This window comes from Mariniflexile sp. HNIBRBA6329 (assembly GCF_043558645.1).
Classification (GTDB): Bacteria; Bacteroidota; Bacteroidia; order Flavobacteriales; family Flavobacteriaceae; genus Mariniflexile.
Genome location: NZ_JBIFXS010000001.1, coordinates 1 through 12,870, shown reverse-complemented (window position 1 = coordinate 12,870; position 12,870 = coordinate 1). Strand labels below are relative to the sequence as shown.

Here is a 12,870-nt window from a genome sequence, read left to right as displayed (position 1 = left end):
TTTTGCACATTAATTAAAAAACAGGTTTTTAATGAACTATAAAAAAGCAGGTCGGTATTTAATTTTAGGAGTTTTGTTCTTTCTTCCTGTTACGTTTTTACTGTTCTTATACCCAGCGACACATAACTATACGCCGCTTGATATCGTAAACCAATCGGTTTTGGAAATCAATCAATTTAATTCAAAGGCTGAAGAAAAGATTATTTTAAAAGACCACATTACCGTACTCGGTTTTTTAGGGACAAACCCTATAAATAATAGTATTATGGCCTCCAATTTAAAGGAATTGGTTTATGATAAATTCAAAGGTTTTAAAAAATTCCAGGTCGTTATTTTGGTTCCCAACGGAACAGAAACGGAGGTTGAAAAGTTAAAATCTGAAATTAGTGGGTACGAAGATTTAAGGTTTTGGCACTTTGTTTTTGGAGAACCCGATGCAATTAAAACCGTGTTCAATAGTTTAAAAAGTAAAACAGATTTAAACAGCAACTTAGAAACGAACGAAGTGTTTGTTGTTGATAAGGATTTAAACCAAAGAGGCAGATTGGATGATAGAACGGATAATGAAATTTCAAAAAAAGCACCTGTTTATAGGTTGAATTCTTATAACTGTATTGAAGTAGCCGAAATAAAGAACAAAATGAGCGACGATTTACGTATTTTATTTACGGAATACAGACAAATAAGAAAAGGAGAATTTGATTCTTCAACTAGAAGAGCAAACGATTTAAAAGAAACTGCAAATTAATAAGGTTGTCTGGTTAAGTGATCCCGATAGCTATCGGGACGAAACCTAATAAACTAGTTATAATTGATAGAAAAGAAATGAGCAAAAAAACGAATTATTCATACATAGGTATTGCATTTGTGATTCTGGTTTTTGGTATTATTTTTATTCCAAAAATTGTTGATAGAATTTCTAATGACGATGTTACCAGAAACGAGAGCAGAAGCGATTTTTCAAAAGGAAGCAAAACAAAACTTTCCGATTTGGCTTTTATAGAAATTAATGGGGAAGCAAAAAAGGTTCCGTCCTTTTCTTTCACAAATCAAGATGGAAAAACCATTTCTAATAAAGATTATGAAGGGAAAGTGTATGTGATTGAATTTTTCTTTACAACTTGTCCTACCATCTGCCCAAGAATGAATGCAAACCTTATTCAAATTCAAAATACATTTAAAGGTTTTGAAAATTTTGGTGTGGCATCGTTCACTATAAACCCCGAGTATGATACGCCCGAAATACTGAAGGCATATGCAACCCAATATGGTGTAACCAACCCAAATTGGCATTTAATGACCGGTGATAAGGAGGCCATTTATAAACTTTCAAACGAAGGTTTTAATTTGTATACTGCACAGGAAGAAGAGGCCGTAGGTGGTTTTGAACATTCTGGAAATTTCGCTTTAATAGATAAAAACGGATTCATTCGTTCTAGAAAAGATACGTATGGAAATCCTATTATTTATTACAAAGGCATTGTTTCAGAATCTGAAAAGGTTGATGACGATGGTGCCCCCGAAGAAATTAGTGCATTAAAAGAAGACATTAAAAAGTTGTTAAATGAATAATCCAAACGAAGTTTTAGACGATAAAAAATACAATAAGTTAATTATAATATTATCTGTTGTAATACCCATAGCAGTAGCTGTTTTATTTGGTGTTAGGATACCTAATGTAGAGCCTTTATCGTTCTTGCCGCCTATTTATGCTACCATAAATGGACTAACTGCTGTTATATTGATAATTGCTTTCATAGCCATTAAAAATAAAAATATTGTGCTCCATGAAAATTTAATGACAACCGCAATATGGTGTTCAGTAGCATTTTTGGTGATGTATGTTGCCTACCACATGACCAGTGATTCCACGAAGTTTGGAGGTGAAGGGGCTATTAAATATGTGTATTATTTCATCTTAATAACACACATTCTATTGTCTATTATTGTAATTCCGTTTGTATTAATTACGTATGTAAGAGCCATCACCAACAACATTGAAAAGCATAAAAAAATAGCCAAAATAACATTTCCGCTGTGGTTGTATGTTGCGGTAACAGGCGTTATTGTTTATATCATGATTTCACCATATTATGTATAAAATGTCTGTTCGGGCACAGTCGAGAACTTTATAATATTAAAATGAAAAACAAAATCATCTTTTTTCTATTATCTCTATTCTTTTTTATGGATACAAACGCCCAATGCGCTATGTGTCGTGCCGTTTTAGAAAGTGAAGAAGGACAAACAGCAGCAGAAGGCATCAACGATGGTATTGTGTATTTGATGGCTATCCCTTATATTTTGGTGGGAGGCTTGGGTTACTTTATCTATAAGAAATACAAGACGTTAAAAAAGTAATAAAAAGTTTTTTATCTGTAATATGTAACATTTCTTTGTGTTGATAGTCTAAATTTTACAGCTTTACGCTTAATCAATCAAAAATAAATGTTAGAAATACGTCAGTTACACAAATCCTATCCTATTGGAGATTCCAGTTTACATGTATTAAAAGGCATCGATCTTTCTGTTGAAGAAGGTGAGATGGTTGCCATTATGGGCTCTTCGGGTTCGGGTAAATCTACATTACTGAATATTATTGGCATGTTGGATGAAGCTGATGAAGGCAGTTATATATTAGATAATGTTCCTATTAAAAATCTTACCGAAAAAAAAGCAGCTATTTATAGAAATAAATTTTTAGGATTTATTTTTCAATCGTTCAATCTTATAAACTATAAAACAGCTTTGGAAAACGTGGCTTTGCCTTTGTACTACCAAGGTATGAAGCGTAAAGAACGCCAGGAATTGGCTATGTTCCATTTAGAAAAAGTAGGTTTAGCCAACTGGTCGCATCATTTACCTAAAGAGCTTTCAGGTGGTCAAAAACAGCGTGTTGCCATTGCAAGGGCTTTGGCTGCCAATCCTAAATTATTATTGGCTGATGAGCCAACAGGTGCTTTAGATACGACGACTTCCCATGAAATTATGGAATTTATACAGCAGTTGAATGACGAAGGCAAAACCATCTTAATTGTTACCCATGAAGAAGATATTGCCAATATGTGCAAACGTATTGTGCGATTACGTGATGGTATTATTATGGAAGACAAAAAAGTAACTCAAGTAAGAGCGTCACAGTATGTTTGATTTAGACCTTTGGCGAGAAATCTTTCAAAGTATTAATAAAAACAGAACCAGAAGTTTATTGTCGGGGTTTACGGTAGCTTTTGCTATTTTATTATTTACCATTCTATTTGGTATTGCTAACGGCTTACAAAACATCTTTGCTGAAGCGTTTGTTGATGATGCTACCAATTCAATTTTTATAAATTCCGGTAGAACTACCAAAGCCAATAAGGGCTTGCAGTCTGGAAGACAAATTCAATTTAAAAACGAAGATTATGATTACATAAAAGATGAATTTGGTAACAAAGTAGAATATATAACGGCACGTATATACAATAATATACAAGCTTCTTTTAGAGGAGAACAAAACAGTTATAGTTTACGTGGTGTGCATCCAGATCATCAATATTTAGAAAAAACCAATGTAATTGAAGGTCGTTATATCAATCTAAACGATTTAGAAAACAAAACCAAAGTAGTTGTTATTGGCAGAAAAATTGAAGAAGATTTGTTTTTGAAAACTACCGCATTAGGTAAATATATAAACCTTAGTAGCATACCTTATAAAGTAGTTGGTATTTTTACCGATGATGGCGGTGATAATGAAGAACGGATTATGTACATGCCCGTAACCACGGCGCAACAAGTTTACGGTAAAAATGATTATATCGATCAAATAAACCTTACCTACAATCCTGAAATGAATTATGACGAAGCTCTGGCTTTTAGTTCATTACTAACCAAAAAGCTTAAAGACCGATTTTCAGTGGCTAGTAGCGACCAGCGTGCTGTAAGAGTTCATAACATGGCAGAAGGCACTAAAGCCGTTAGCCAAATGACATTTGGTTTAACCGTTATTATTTTGGTTATCGGTTTCGGAACTTTAATAGCTGGTGTTGTTGGGGTAAGCAATATCATGATTTTTATAGTTAAAGAACGTACCAAAGAGATAGGTATTCGCAAAGCTTTAGGTGCTACACCAAGATCCATCGTTTCTATTATTTTAATAGAATCTATTCTTATCACAGCCATTGCAGGCTATGTTGGGTTGTTAATTGGGGTTGGGGTTATTGAGCTTGCAACACCAGTTTTAAAAGATTATTTTATTAAAGACCCAGGCGTAAGTAATGGTTTGGTAATAGGAGCTACCTTAACTTTAGTAGGGGCAGGAGCTATTGCAGGTTATTTTCCGGCAAAAAGAGCTTCTAAAATCAAGCCCATTGTAGCACTAAGAAACGACTAAACATGTTTAAATTTTTATTTGAAAGCGATACGTGGCAAGAAGTTTTTGATAGCTTTAGTAAAAACAAACTAAGGTCTATCCTTACCATGGTGGGCGTTTGGTGGGGTATTCTATTGCTTATTGGCTTGTTGGGTTCTGCACGAGGTTTAGAAAATTCATTTAATAGATTGTTTGGGAATTTTGCCACCAATAGCGTATTTGTTTGGGGGCAAAGTACTAGCAAACCATTTAAAGGATTTCAGGAAGGCAAGCAAGTAAGGCTGTCTTTAACCGATGCTAAAAAAGTAGAAGAAAATGTAGAAGGTATCGAGTTTGTGCTTCCAAGAAGTCAGCAAGGTACCAGTGTTACCAGAAACTTTCTTACGGGTAGTTTTCAAATGGCGGGCGATTATCCGTTGTTAGACCAATTGCAAAAGAAAAAGCTCATACATGGTCGCTTCATCAATCAAAATGATATAGATGATAATAAAAAAGTAGCCGTTATTTCTGAAGATACCTATAAACAACTTTTTGAAAAGGATGAAGACGCCATTGGAAAGTATATTGATGTTAACGGTATTAATTTTATAGTAGTAGGTGTTTTTGAAGTAGGAAACATGAACATGGGACCTTCTACAGATATTCACATTCCATTTACAACCTTTCAGCAAATATATAATAGAGGCGATCGAATAGGTTGGATGATGATAACCGGAAAACCAGAATATGATATTAAACAAATTGAAGAAGATGTTAAGCTGTTATTAAAAAACCTAAACAACATTCATCCAGAAGATACGCGTGCCTTTGGAAGTGTCAACATAGGCAAAGAATTTAAAAAAGTAACAGGCTTTTTAATAGGTATGCAGTTTTTAACATGGTTTGTTGGCATTGCAACACTAATAGCAGGTGTTTTTGCTATTGGAAATATATTGTTGATTACCGTAAGAGAACGTACCAAAGAAATTGGCATACGCCGTGCTTTGGGTGCAACACCTTTTGAAATTAAACGCCAAATTGTGTTAGAAGCGGTGTTCTTAACCATGGTGGCAGGTGTTTTCGGGATCATTACCGGTGGTTGGATTTTAATAGGATTGGATGCGGCTTTCGGACAAGGTGCCGATGCGGTAATAGTAAACGCTTCTGTATCGATAGCAGTTGTATTTATTGCCCTTATTATATTAGTAATATTAGGGACTCTAATAGGGTTGATTCCGGCATTTAAAGCCACAAGCATTAAACCAATAGAAGCATTAAGAGAAGAATAGGCTGCTATGTAGTAAATTCCCAAAAAATAAAAAAACAAAATTCCAAAAATAGAAGAATGAACAAAACAGTAAAAATCATTTTAGTATTAGTAGTGATCATACTATTAGCGTTTGTATTAAAGTATTTTAAAGACGCCAATTCTAAGGGTATTGAAGATTTTAAAGTAGAAGAACCTTTTTATACATCCATTAATACGAAAGCAGTAGCAACAGGGAAATTAAATCCTGAAGAAGAAATTGAATTAAAACCTCAGATCTCTGGTATTGTTGATGAAATTCTTGTAGAGGAAGGTGATATTGTAAAGAAAGGTGATTTAATTGCAAAAATAAGAGTGGTACCAAACGAACAAAGTTTGGTAGGTGCTAGCAGTAGAATAGCTTCAACAAAGTTGTCTTTTGATAATGCGAAGGTTTTATATGAAAGAAATAAATCTCTTTTTGAAAAAGGCGTGATTTCAAGACAAGATTTTGAGAATAGTGAATTGGCATTCAATCAAGCTAAAGAAACATTATCGCAAGCACAAAACGATTATCAAATTATAAAACGAGGTTCTATCTCTGGCGGAAGTTCAGCAAACACCAATATCATAGCACAAATTGCGGGTACCATTTTAGAAATTCCAGTGCGTGAAGGCGACCAAGTAATTCAAAGTAACAACTTTAACGCAGGAACCACTATTGCCATTATTGCCGATATGAGTTTCATGATTTTTGAAGGTAAAGTAGATGAGGCAGAAGTAGGCAAATTAAAAGAAGGTAAAGAGATTAAAGTTATTTTAGGTGCCATCAATGAAAAAGAATTTCCTGCAACATTAACCTTCGTTGCACCTCGAGGTGTTGAAGAAAACGGCGCCGTTCAATTTACTGTCAAAGCGAATGTAAAGCTTGATAATACAACAAATGTAAGAGCGGGCTATAGTGCCAATGCCGAAATTGATATTGAAAGTAAAGACAGTGTTTTAGCCATAAGGGAAGCTTTATTACAATACAACAGAATTACAGAAAAACCTTTTGTTGAAGTATTGGTAAGCGAAGGTAAGTACAAAAAACAAGATGTAACTTTAGGTATTTCCGATGGTATAAACGTAGAAATTACCGAGGGTGTTAAGAAAGGTGATAAAATAAAAGTTTGGAACAAGGCATCAAAAGACAATGAAGATGAAGAAAGACAAAGAAGAAGATAAAATGATGGATTTTTATACATTTAAAATGAAGCAAAGTTTTGTTGTTCTAGCCTTTTTTGTGTGTATAGTATCATTTTCACAAACCAAAAAATGGACTTTGGAAGCATGTGTAAACCATGCTTTAGAAAATAATATTACAGTAAAACAAGGTGAAAACGCATTACTTACAAACGAGCAAAATATTATAGCTGCAAAAGGCAATTTTTTACCTGGGGTTAGTGCTAGTGCAGGTCATAACATTGGAATAGGGACACAACGCATAGATATTGGAGAAACCCAAGTAATTGTAGATAGAACCTCTAACAGTACAAGTTTTGGAGTTGGAGCAAGCCAAACTGTATTTAATGGTTTTCGATTAACAAATCTTTATAAACAATCGAAATTAAATTTAGAAACCAGCCAATTAGAGTTGGATAGAATTAAAGACGACATTTCCTTAAATGTGGTGAATGCTTATTTGAATGTACTGTTCAATAAAGAAAACTTAGCCACCGCAAAAGCACAATATGATTTTAGCGACAAACAATTGCAGCAAGTAAAAAACTTGGTAGATGCAGGCGTACAACCTAGAGCCAATATTTATGATGCCGAGGCCACCTTAAGTGCCGACGCCCAAAGCGTAACCCTTGCCGAAAATAATGTAACCTTGGCATTATTAACCTTATCACAATTGCTTCAAGTGCCTTTTGAGGGGTTTGATGTGGAAATAATCAATATTGAAAGTCCGACTGAAATATTATTGTATAACAATATTGCTCCCATTTTAGATTTTGCTTTAGAAAATAGAAATGAGATTAAAATAGCCGAAAAAAATATTGAAAATGCGGAATTAAGTACTGAAATTTCTAAAAGTGGTTTTTTGCCTAGTGTATCATTAGGATATGGTTTTAATACCAATGCGTTTTATACAAACTTAACTCAAAATGAAGCAGCTTTTTTAGACCAGTTGAATAATCAAAAATCCCACAGCTTTAATTTGAATGTAAATATTCCAATATTTTCAAGATTTCAAAATAAAACAGCTGTTGCCAAATCCAAAATTCAAGAGGAAAATAGTAAGCTTAATTTAGAACAGGCAAAGCTAAATTTAGAATCAAACATTCAACGTGCTTTTACCGATGCTAAATCGGCATTTAAAGCTTTTGAGGCTGCAAAAAAATCGTTGGCAGCACAGGAATTATCATTTGAAAATTCACAAGAGCGCTTTAATATTGGGGTAATGACCTCTTTTGAGTTAGACCAAGCACGAGTGCGTTTAATAAATGCACAAGCATCTTTAATAAATGCGAAGTATGATTTTGTTTTTAAGACAAAAGTTTTAGACTTTTACATGGGAAAACCTTTAACTAATTAATGTGTCAGTAATTTTAAGTATAGAAACCGCAACAACCAATTGTTCAGTAGCTATTTCAAAAGCAGGAAAAACAATTGTTTTAAAGGAAGATAACAGCAAAAACTATTCGCATGCCGAAAGTTTACATGTATTTATAAATGCTGTTTTAAAAGAAGCAGGCATAACTTCAAAAGATTTAGATGCCGTAGCCATTAGTAAAGGCCCAGGCTCTTATACGGGGTTGCGCATTGGGGTTTCGGCAGCAAAAGGGCTTTGTTTCGCTTTAGATAAACCCTTAATATCGGTACCTACTTTAGAAGCGTTGGCGCATCAGGTTAAAGCCAATGATGGTGTTATAGTAACCATGCTAGATGCCAGACGTTTGGAAGTGTATGCGGCTATTTTCGATTCAAATTATAATAGAATAAGAGAAACCGAAGCGCAAATTTTAGATGAAAACGCTTTTACAGATTATCTAACTACGGGAAAAGTCTATTTTGTAGGGAATGGTGTTGAAAAAACAAAAGACTTAATAAAACACGAAAATGCTTTTTTTGTTGAAGATAAATTGCCTTCCGCCAGCCAAATGGGTATGTTGGCATTTGATAAATATAAAAATGGCGACTTTGAAGATGTCGCTTATTTTGAGCCTTATTATTTAAAAGATTTTGTGGCTTTAAAAAGTTCAAAATAAAAAAAGACCTGTTAGCTTTAAAACTAACAGGTCTTTTTCTATCTAAATAATTCAAGAAATTTGGATAGTTACATTAACCTTTTTTCTGAATTTCAACTTGATGTGGGAACGGAATTTCAATACCTGCAGCATCAAGTGCTATTTTAGTATTTTCAGTTACTTCAAAATAAACGGCCCAATAATCTTCTGCTTTGCACCAAGGTCTTACGGCAAAATTTACCGAACTATCTGCTAATTCCAAGACATTTACTGTTGGGGCTGGTGTATCAATAACTTTTGGATGTGAAGTAATTACATTCATTAAAACTTCTTTGGTTTTCTTTATATCGGAATTATATCCTACACCAAAAACTAAATCCACACGTCTTGTACCTTCGGTAGTGTAATTAATAATATTGCCATTTGACAGTGCGCCATTAGGAATAATAATTTCTTTATTTGATAAGCCGGTTAGCTTTGTTGTAAAAATTTCAATTTGTTTTACTACACCAATTTCACCTTGAGCTTCAATTAAATCGCCAATTTTAAATGGTTTAAAAATCATAATTAATACACCTCCAGCAAAATTTCCAAGCGATCCTTGAAGCGCCAAACCTATGGCTAAACCTGCGGCAGCAATAACAGCTGCAAATGATGTGGTTGGAACACCTAAAGTGCCTAAAAGTGTAATGATGAGTAATATTTTTAATCCCCAACTAAGCAGATTTATTAGAAACTTTTGAAGGCTTTCCTCATAATTGCTTTTGGTCATTACTTTACGGGTTGCTTTCAATACTTTTTTAATAACCCAAGACCCAATAATCCATATGGCAATGGCGCCAATTATTTTCAATCCATATTCTGTTGCTAATTCAATCCACTTTTCAGCGTCAATGTTTTCTAAATTCATAATCTTTACTTTGTAATTTATTTAATGTTTGTAATATAAAATTTTGGAAACTAATAGAAGTAAACTAATAGTTAAGTTTTAAATAAAACAACTAATTAAAGCGATAATGGCAGGAACTGCCTGTACGTAAAATAATTTTATTTGCTTTGTAGAGTAAGCCCCATAAATACCTGCAATGGTCACACAAATAAGGAAAAAAGCAGCAATTTGTATGTCTTTTTTAATAATTGAAAAGACCAAGCCAGCAGCTAAAAAACCATTATATAAACCTTGGTTTGCCGCTAGTACCTTGGTATCATCGGCAAATTGTTTAGATTTTAAACCAAATATTTTAATGCCTTTTGGTGTGGTCCATAAAAACATTTCTAAAACTAGAAAATAGAAATGCAGTAACGCAACAATGGCTATTAAAATAACGGTCATATAAGGTGTGTTTTAAAAAGATGTATAGAACAAGCGCTCTGTTTTAAAACGCTTAGCTTTTCTAAATTTAATTTACTTCAAAAGTAATTTTTAAGTTTACTCTAAATTCGGTTACTTCACCATCTTTTACGCTAGCGCTTTGGTCTTGTACGTAAACGGAACGGATATTTTTAACGCTTTTAGAAGCATGTTTTACAGCTTTTTTAGTGGCATCTTCCCAACTTGTATTGGAGTTGGATAAAATCTCGATTACTTTTAATACGGCCATAATTTTATTAATTTAAGTGAAAAACCTAAAGTTAAGAAAATTATTCAATTAGCCATTTATGGCTTCAACCATTTCTACTTTACCAGGAAGCATTTCCTTTAGCATGTTTTCAATACCACTTTTTAAAGTATAAGTTGAAGATGGGCAACCACTGCAAGCACCTTGAAGCATCACGCTTACATTTTTACTTTCGGCATCGTACGAGATGAATTGAATATTGCCACCATCACTCGCTACCGCTGGTTTTACATACTCTTCAAGAATATTGATGATTTCTTTTGAAGTATCATCCAACGCTTCATATTGTGAATCTAATTGAGGTGTTGATTTTTTTAAAGTTTCGGCAGCATGAGGTAACACAACATCTTTTCCATTTTCAATATAACTTCTAATGAATTCGCGAAGCTCAATGGTAATGTCTTGCCATTCGGCCATATCGTATTTAGTAATGGATACGTAATTTTCATCAATAAAAACACTTTTTACAAACGGAAAATGAAATAACTCAGTCGCTAATGGCGATAGTTTTGCTTCATCAATTGAGGTGAATTCAAAAAGGGCTGTTACTATTTTTTTATTGGCAACAAACTTCATTACCGAAGGGTTCGGTGTGCTTTCGGCATACACCGTTACGGGTACTTTTTTCGCTTTTGCTGTTTCTTCGATAACAAGACCGCCATCGTTAAGGTAGGCTTCAATTTGCCCAGCTACTTCATCTTGTACATCGCTCCATTCTACAATGTTATAGCGTTCTACAGCAATAAAATTTCCAGAGATATATACTTTTTTTACGAATGGTAAGTAAAATAATTGTTGCGCTAAAGGTGATGCTTTAGCTTCGTCTATATTGTTGAATTCAAAACTTTGATGCTTGGTTATAAATTCATTTACTTCGAATTTAACTATGGCGTTATTTGATGTTTCTTGCACAGAAACCTTGAAAGTATTCATTTCAGCTAATTTTTTACAAAAATACTAAAAGAAAACTTTAGTTATCCATATATTTGAGTTTTGTTGCCTCTTTTTAAGAGATTGAAAAGAATAGGGTTAGCACATTGTTTTTTGTGTAATTTTTTAATAACCAGGGCATTTGTATAGTACGTAAAAAGCCAGATTGAACTTATGAAGTTAAAGAATATTTTTATGGTAGTAGTAAGCGTTTTGTGCGCTCATGTTACATATTCGCAAGAAGGGCTACCAATATATACCGATTACCTTACCGATAATTATTATTTAATCCACCCATCTATGGCGGGTATTGCCAATTGTTCTAAAGTAAGGTTAACGGCGCGCCAGCAATGGTTTGGACATGAAGATGCGCCTAAACTTTTAACACTGAGTATGAATGGGCGTATTGGAGATTCACCTTCGGCTATTGGAGGTATTTTATACACCGATAAAAATGGGTATCATTCCCAAACAGGGGCTTATGCAACCTATGCACATCATTTGATGTTTTCTAGGAGTGAAACCGATTTGAATATGCTTTCATTTGGTTTAAGCGCAGGGTTTATTCAGTATAAATTAGATGAAACTTCTTTTTTGTTTGATGGCCCAGACCCAATTATTGATGGTGTAGTGCAAAACGAAACAAACTTCAATATTGACTTAGGCTTTTCGTACCATTTCCTGGATTTTTATGTACATGGAACCATTAAAAATGTATTGGAGAACTCGGGAGTTAATAAAGATAGAAACATTACAAGTAATTTAAGACGCTATTTATTTTCTGTTGGAAATGTATTTAGTAAATATGGCAGCGAGTGGAGCTATGAACCTTCTGTAATGTTTCAGTATAGAGATGAAACGAAAGAAGCATCTATTGATGTGAATGGAAAAGTATATAAGCAAATGGAATTTGGTTCCCTATGGGGAGGCTTGTCGTACAGAAATAGTTTTGATGGAGCAGAGTACACCCAAGGAGCCTCTGTGAATAGCCAACGTTTACAACAAATTACACCTATTTTGGGAGTAAATTATAAAGAGTTTATGTTTGCTTATAATTACACCTATCAATCCAATTCTGTGGTGTTTGCCAATGGCGGTTTCCATCAATTAACTTTAGGATATAATTTTAATTGCAGACGCGAACGTTACGATTGTAACTGTCCTGCAGTAAATTAAAGAATCATAAATTTTAACCGCAAATTTGCAAATTTAAATACTTACAATTGCAATAATTTGCGAATTTGCGGTTCAATTTTTTATTCCCAAGTATATTTCTTCTTTTTTGCTTGTTCTTTAATGGCATTGGTCATGGCGTTTTCCAAACCATTTTTGGTATCCGTTTTTTGTTTTGAAATGAACACTTTACGCTTTTCGTTCAATTCTTGAATTTTATTTTGGATTTGCTCACGCTCTTTCTTTTTTTCTGCTACATAGGTTTTTATTTCAGTCTAAAAAACCACCGTCTTTGACGGTGGTCATGTTTTAAAGGCTTCGCCATTTTTTAGGTTTACC

16 protein-coding genes are annotated in these 12,870 nt (G+C 33.8%); 11 read left to right on the top strand and 5 right to left on the bottom strand.

What is annotated here, in order from left to right; all coding sequences use genetic code 11:
• Positions 1–31 precede the first annotated feature (31 nt).
• The 10 genes from ACGK9U_RS00080 to tsaB all read left to right on the top strand — a co-directional run bounded on the left by ACGK9U_RS00080 (position 32) and on the right by tsaB (position 8,830).
• Entirely contained in the window at positions 32–748 is a 717-nt protein-coding gene (locus ACGK9U_RS00080) for a hypothetical protein (RefSeq protein WP_394464306.1), read from the top strand.
• A gap of 77 nt (positions 749–825) precedes the next feature.
• Complete coding sequence (locus tag ACGK9U_RS00075) at positions 826–1,572, top strand: SCO family protein (RefSeq protein WP_394464305.1); 747 nt, start codon at positions 826–828, stop codon at positions 1,570–1,572.
• Positions 1,565–2,101 (top strand): DUF420 domain-containing protein, encoded by a 537-nt coding sequence (locus tag ACGK9U_RS00070; protein WP_394464304.1) that lies wholly within the window; start codon positions 1,565–1,567, stop codon positions 2,099–2,101. The genes ACGK9U_RS00075 and ACGK9U_RS00070 overlap by 8 nt, the downstream gene beginning before the upstream one ends.
• A gap of 41 nt (positions 2,102–2,142) precedes the next feature.
• Positions 2,143–2,361: a hypothetical protein gene (locus ACGK9U_RS00065; protein ID WP_394464303.1), complete on the top strand. Its 219-nt coding sequence runs from the start codon at positions 2,143–2,145 to the stop codon at positions 2,359–2,361.
• A gap of 87 nt (positions 2,362–2,448) precedes the next feature.
• Positions 2,449–3,150 carry an ABC transporter ATP-binding protein gene (locus ACGK9U_RS00060; protein ID WP_394464301.1) on the top strand — a complete coding sequence of 234 codons (702 nt, stop codon included), beginning with the start codon at positions 2,449–2,451 and terminating at the stop codon, positions 3,148–3,150.
• Complete coding sequence (locus ACGK9U_RS00055) at positions 3,143–4,372, top strand: ABC transporter permease (protein ID WP_394464300.1); 1,230 nt, start codon at positions 3,143–3,145, stop codon at positions 4,370–4,372. The genes ACGK9U_RS00060 and ACGK9U_RS00055 overlap by 8 nt, the downstream gene beginning before the upstream one ends.
• A 2-nt stretch (positions 4,373–4,374) precedes the next feature.
• A complete protein-coding gene (locus ACGK9U_RS00050; protein WP_394464299.1) occupies positions 4,375–5,619 on the top strand; it encodes an ABC transporter permease in 1,245 nt (414 codons plus the stop codon).
• 56 nt (positions 5,620–5,675) lie between these two features.
• Positions 5,676–6,803 carry an efflux RND transporter periplasmic adaptor subunit gene (locus tag ACGK9U_RS00045; protein WP_394464298.1) on the top strand — a complete coding sequence of 376 codons (1,128 nt, stop codon included), beginning with the start codon at positions 5,676–5,678 and terminating at the stop codon, positions 6,801–6,803.
• Complete coding sequence (locus ACGK9U_RS00040; protein ID WP_394464297.1) at positions 6,778–8,157, top strand: TolC family protein; 1,380 nt, start codon at positions 6,778–6,780, stop codon at positions 8,155–8,157. The genes ACGK9U_RS00045 and ACGK9U_RS00040 overlap by 26 nt, the downstream gene beginning before the upstream one ends.
• A gap of 1 nt (position 8,158) precedes the next feature.
• The gene (gene tsaB, locus ACGK9U_RS00035) at positions 8,159–8,830 is read left to right on the top strand and encodes a tRNA (adenosine(37)-N6)-threonylcarbamoyltransferase complex dimerization subunit type 1 TsaB (RefSeq protein WP_394464296.1); all 672 of its coding nucleotides are present in this window, start codon (positions 8,159–8,161) and stop codon (positions 8,828–8,830) included.
• 73 nt (positions 8,831–8,903) lie between these two features.
• Here tsaB and ACGK9U_RS00030 read toward each other — a convergent pair whose 3' ends face one another.
• The 4 genes from ACGK9U_RS00030 to ACGK9U_RS00015 form a co-directional block, all read right to left on the bottom strand.
• Positions 8,904–9,719: a mechanosensitive ion channel family protein gene (locus tag ACGK9U_RS00030; RefSeq protein WP_394464295.1), complete on the bottom strand. Its 816-nt coding sequence runs from the start codon at positions 9,717–9,719 to the stop codon at positions 8,904–8,906.
• A gap of 78 nt (positions 9,720–9,797) precedes the next feature.
• Positions 9,798–10,142: a DUF1304 domain-containing protein gene (locus ACGK9U_RS00025; RefSeq protein WP_394464294.1), complete on the bottom strand. Its 345-nt coding sequence runs from the start codon at positions 10,140–10,142 to the stop codon at positions 9,798–9,800.
• 67 nt (positions 10,143–10,209) lie between these two features.
• Positions 10,210–10,410: a dodecin family protein gene (locus tag ACGK9U_RS00020; protein ID WP_394464293.1), complete on the bottom strand. Its 201-nt coding sequence runs from the start codon at positions 10,408–10,410 to the stop codon at positions 10,210–10,212.
• A 48-nt stretch (positions 10,411–10,458) separates the two neighbouring features.
• Complete coding sequence (locus ACGK9U_RS00015; RefSeq protein ID WP_394464292.1) at positions 10,459–11,361, bottom strand: NifU family protein; 903 nt, start codon at positions 11,359–11,361, stop codon at positions 10,459–10,461.
• Between the two features lie 171 nt (positions 11,362–11,532).
• On the opposite strand from ACGK9U_RS00015, the gene ACGK9U_RS00010 reads away from it, so the two are divergent.
• Positions 11,533–12,534, top strand: coding sequence for a type IX secretion system membrane protein PorP/SprF (locus ACGK9U_RS00010; protein ID WP_394464291.1), 1,002 nt, complete (start codon positions 11,533–11,535; stop codon positions 12,532–12,534).
• 80 nt (positions 12,535–12,614) lie between these two features.
• On the opposite strand, the gene ACGK9U_RS00005 is transcribed toward ACGK9U_RS00010, so the two are convergent.
• Positions 12,615–12,737, bottom strand: coding sequence for a hypothetical protein (locus ACGK9U_RS00005; RefSeq protein ID WP_394464290.1), 123 nt, complete (start codon positions 12,735–12,737; stop codon positions 12,615–12,617).
• Positions 12,738–12,870: the final 133 nt, after the last annotated feature.

What these genes read in the sequence shown, in the direction of transcription:
- ACGK9U_RS00080 (WP_394464306.1), top strand. Translation starts at nt 32, where the DNA reads ATGAACTATAAAAAAGCAGGTCGGTATTTAATTTTAGGAGTTTTGTTC.
- ACGK9U_RS00075 (WP_394464305.1), top strand. Translation starts at nt 826, where the DNA reads ATGAGCAAAAAAACGAATTATTCATACATAGGTATTGCATTTGTGATT.
- ACGK9U_RS00070 (WP_394464304.1), top strand. Translation starts at nt 1,565, where the DNA reads ATGAATAATCCAAACGAAGTTTTAGACGATAAAAAATACAATAAGTTA.
- ACGK9U_RS00065 (WP_394464303.1), top strand. Translation starts at nt 2,143, where the DNA reads ATGAAAAACAAAATCATCTTTTTTCTATTATCTCTATTCTTTTTTATG.
- ACGK9U_RS00060 (WP_394464301.1), top strand. Translation starts at nt 2,449, where the DNA reads ATGTTAGAAATACGTCAGTTACACAAATCCTATCCTATTGGAGATTCC.
- ACGK9U_RS00055 (WP_394464300.1), top strand. Translation starts at nt 3,143, where the DNA reads ATGTTTGATTTAGACCTTTGGCGAGAAATCTTTCAAAGTATTAATAAA.
- ACGK9U_RS00050 (WP_394464299.1), top strand. Translation starts at nt 4,375, where the DNA reads ATGTTTAAATTTTTATTTGAAAGCGATACGTGGCAAGAAGTTTTTGAT.
- ACGK9U_RS00045 (WP_394464298.1), top strand. Translation starts at nt 5,676, where the DNA reads ATGAACAAAACAGTAAAAATCATTTTAGTATTAGTAGTGATCATACTA.
- ACGK9U_RS00040 (WP_394464297.1), top strand. Translation starts at nt 6,778, where the DNA reads ATGAAGAAAGACAAAGAAGAAGATAAAATGATGGATTTTTATACATTT.
- ACGK9U_RS00030 (WP_394464295.1), bottom strand. Translation starts at nt 9,719, where the DNA reads ATGAATTTAGAAAACATTGACGCTGAAAAGTGGATTGAATTAGCAACA.
- ACGK9U_RS00025 (WP_394464294.1), bottom strand. Translation starts at nt 10,142, where the DNA reads ATGACCGTTATTTTAATAGCCATTGTTGCGTTACTGCATTTCTATTTT.
- ACGK9U_RS00020 (WP_394464293.1), bottom strand. Translation starts at nt 10,410, where the DNA reads ATGGCCGTATTAAAAGTAATCGAGATTTTATCCAACTCCAATACAAGT.
- ACGK9U_RS00015 (WP_394464292.1), bottom strand. Translation starts at nt 11,361, where the DNA reads ATGAATACTTTCAAGGTTTCTGTGCAAGAAACATCAAATAACGCCATA.
- ACGK9U_RS00010 (WP_394464291.1), top strand. Translation starts at nt 11,533, where the DNA reads ATGAAGTTAAAGAATATTTTTATGGTAGTAGTAAGCGTTTTGTGCGCT.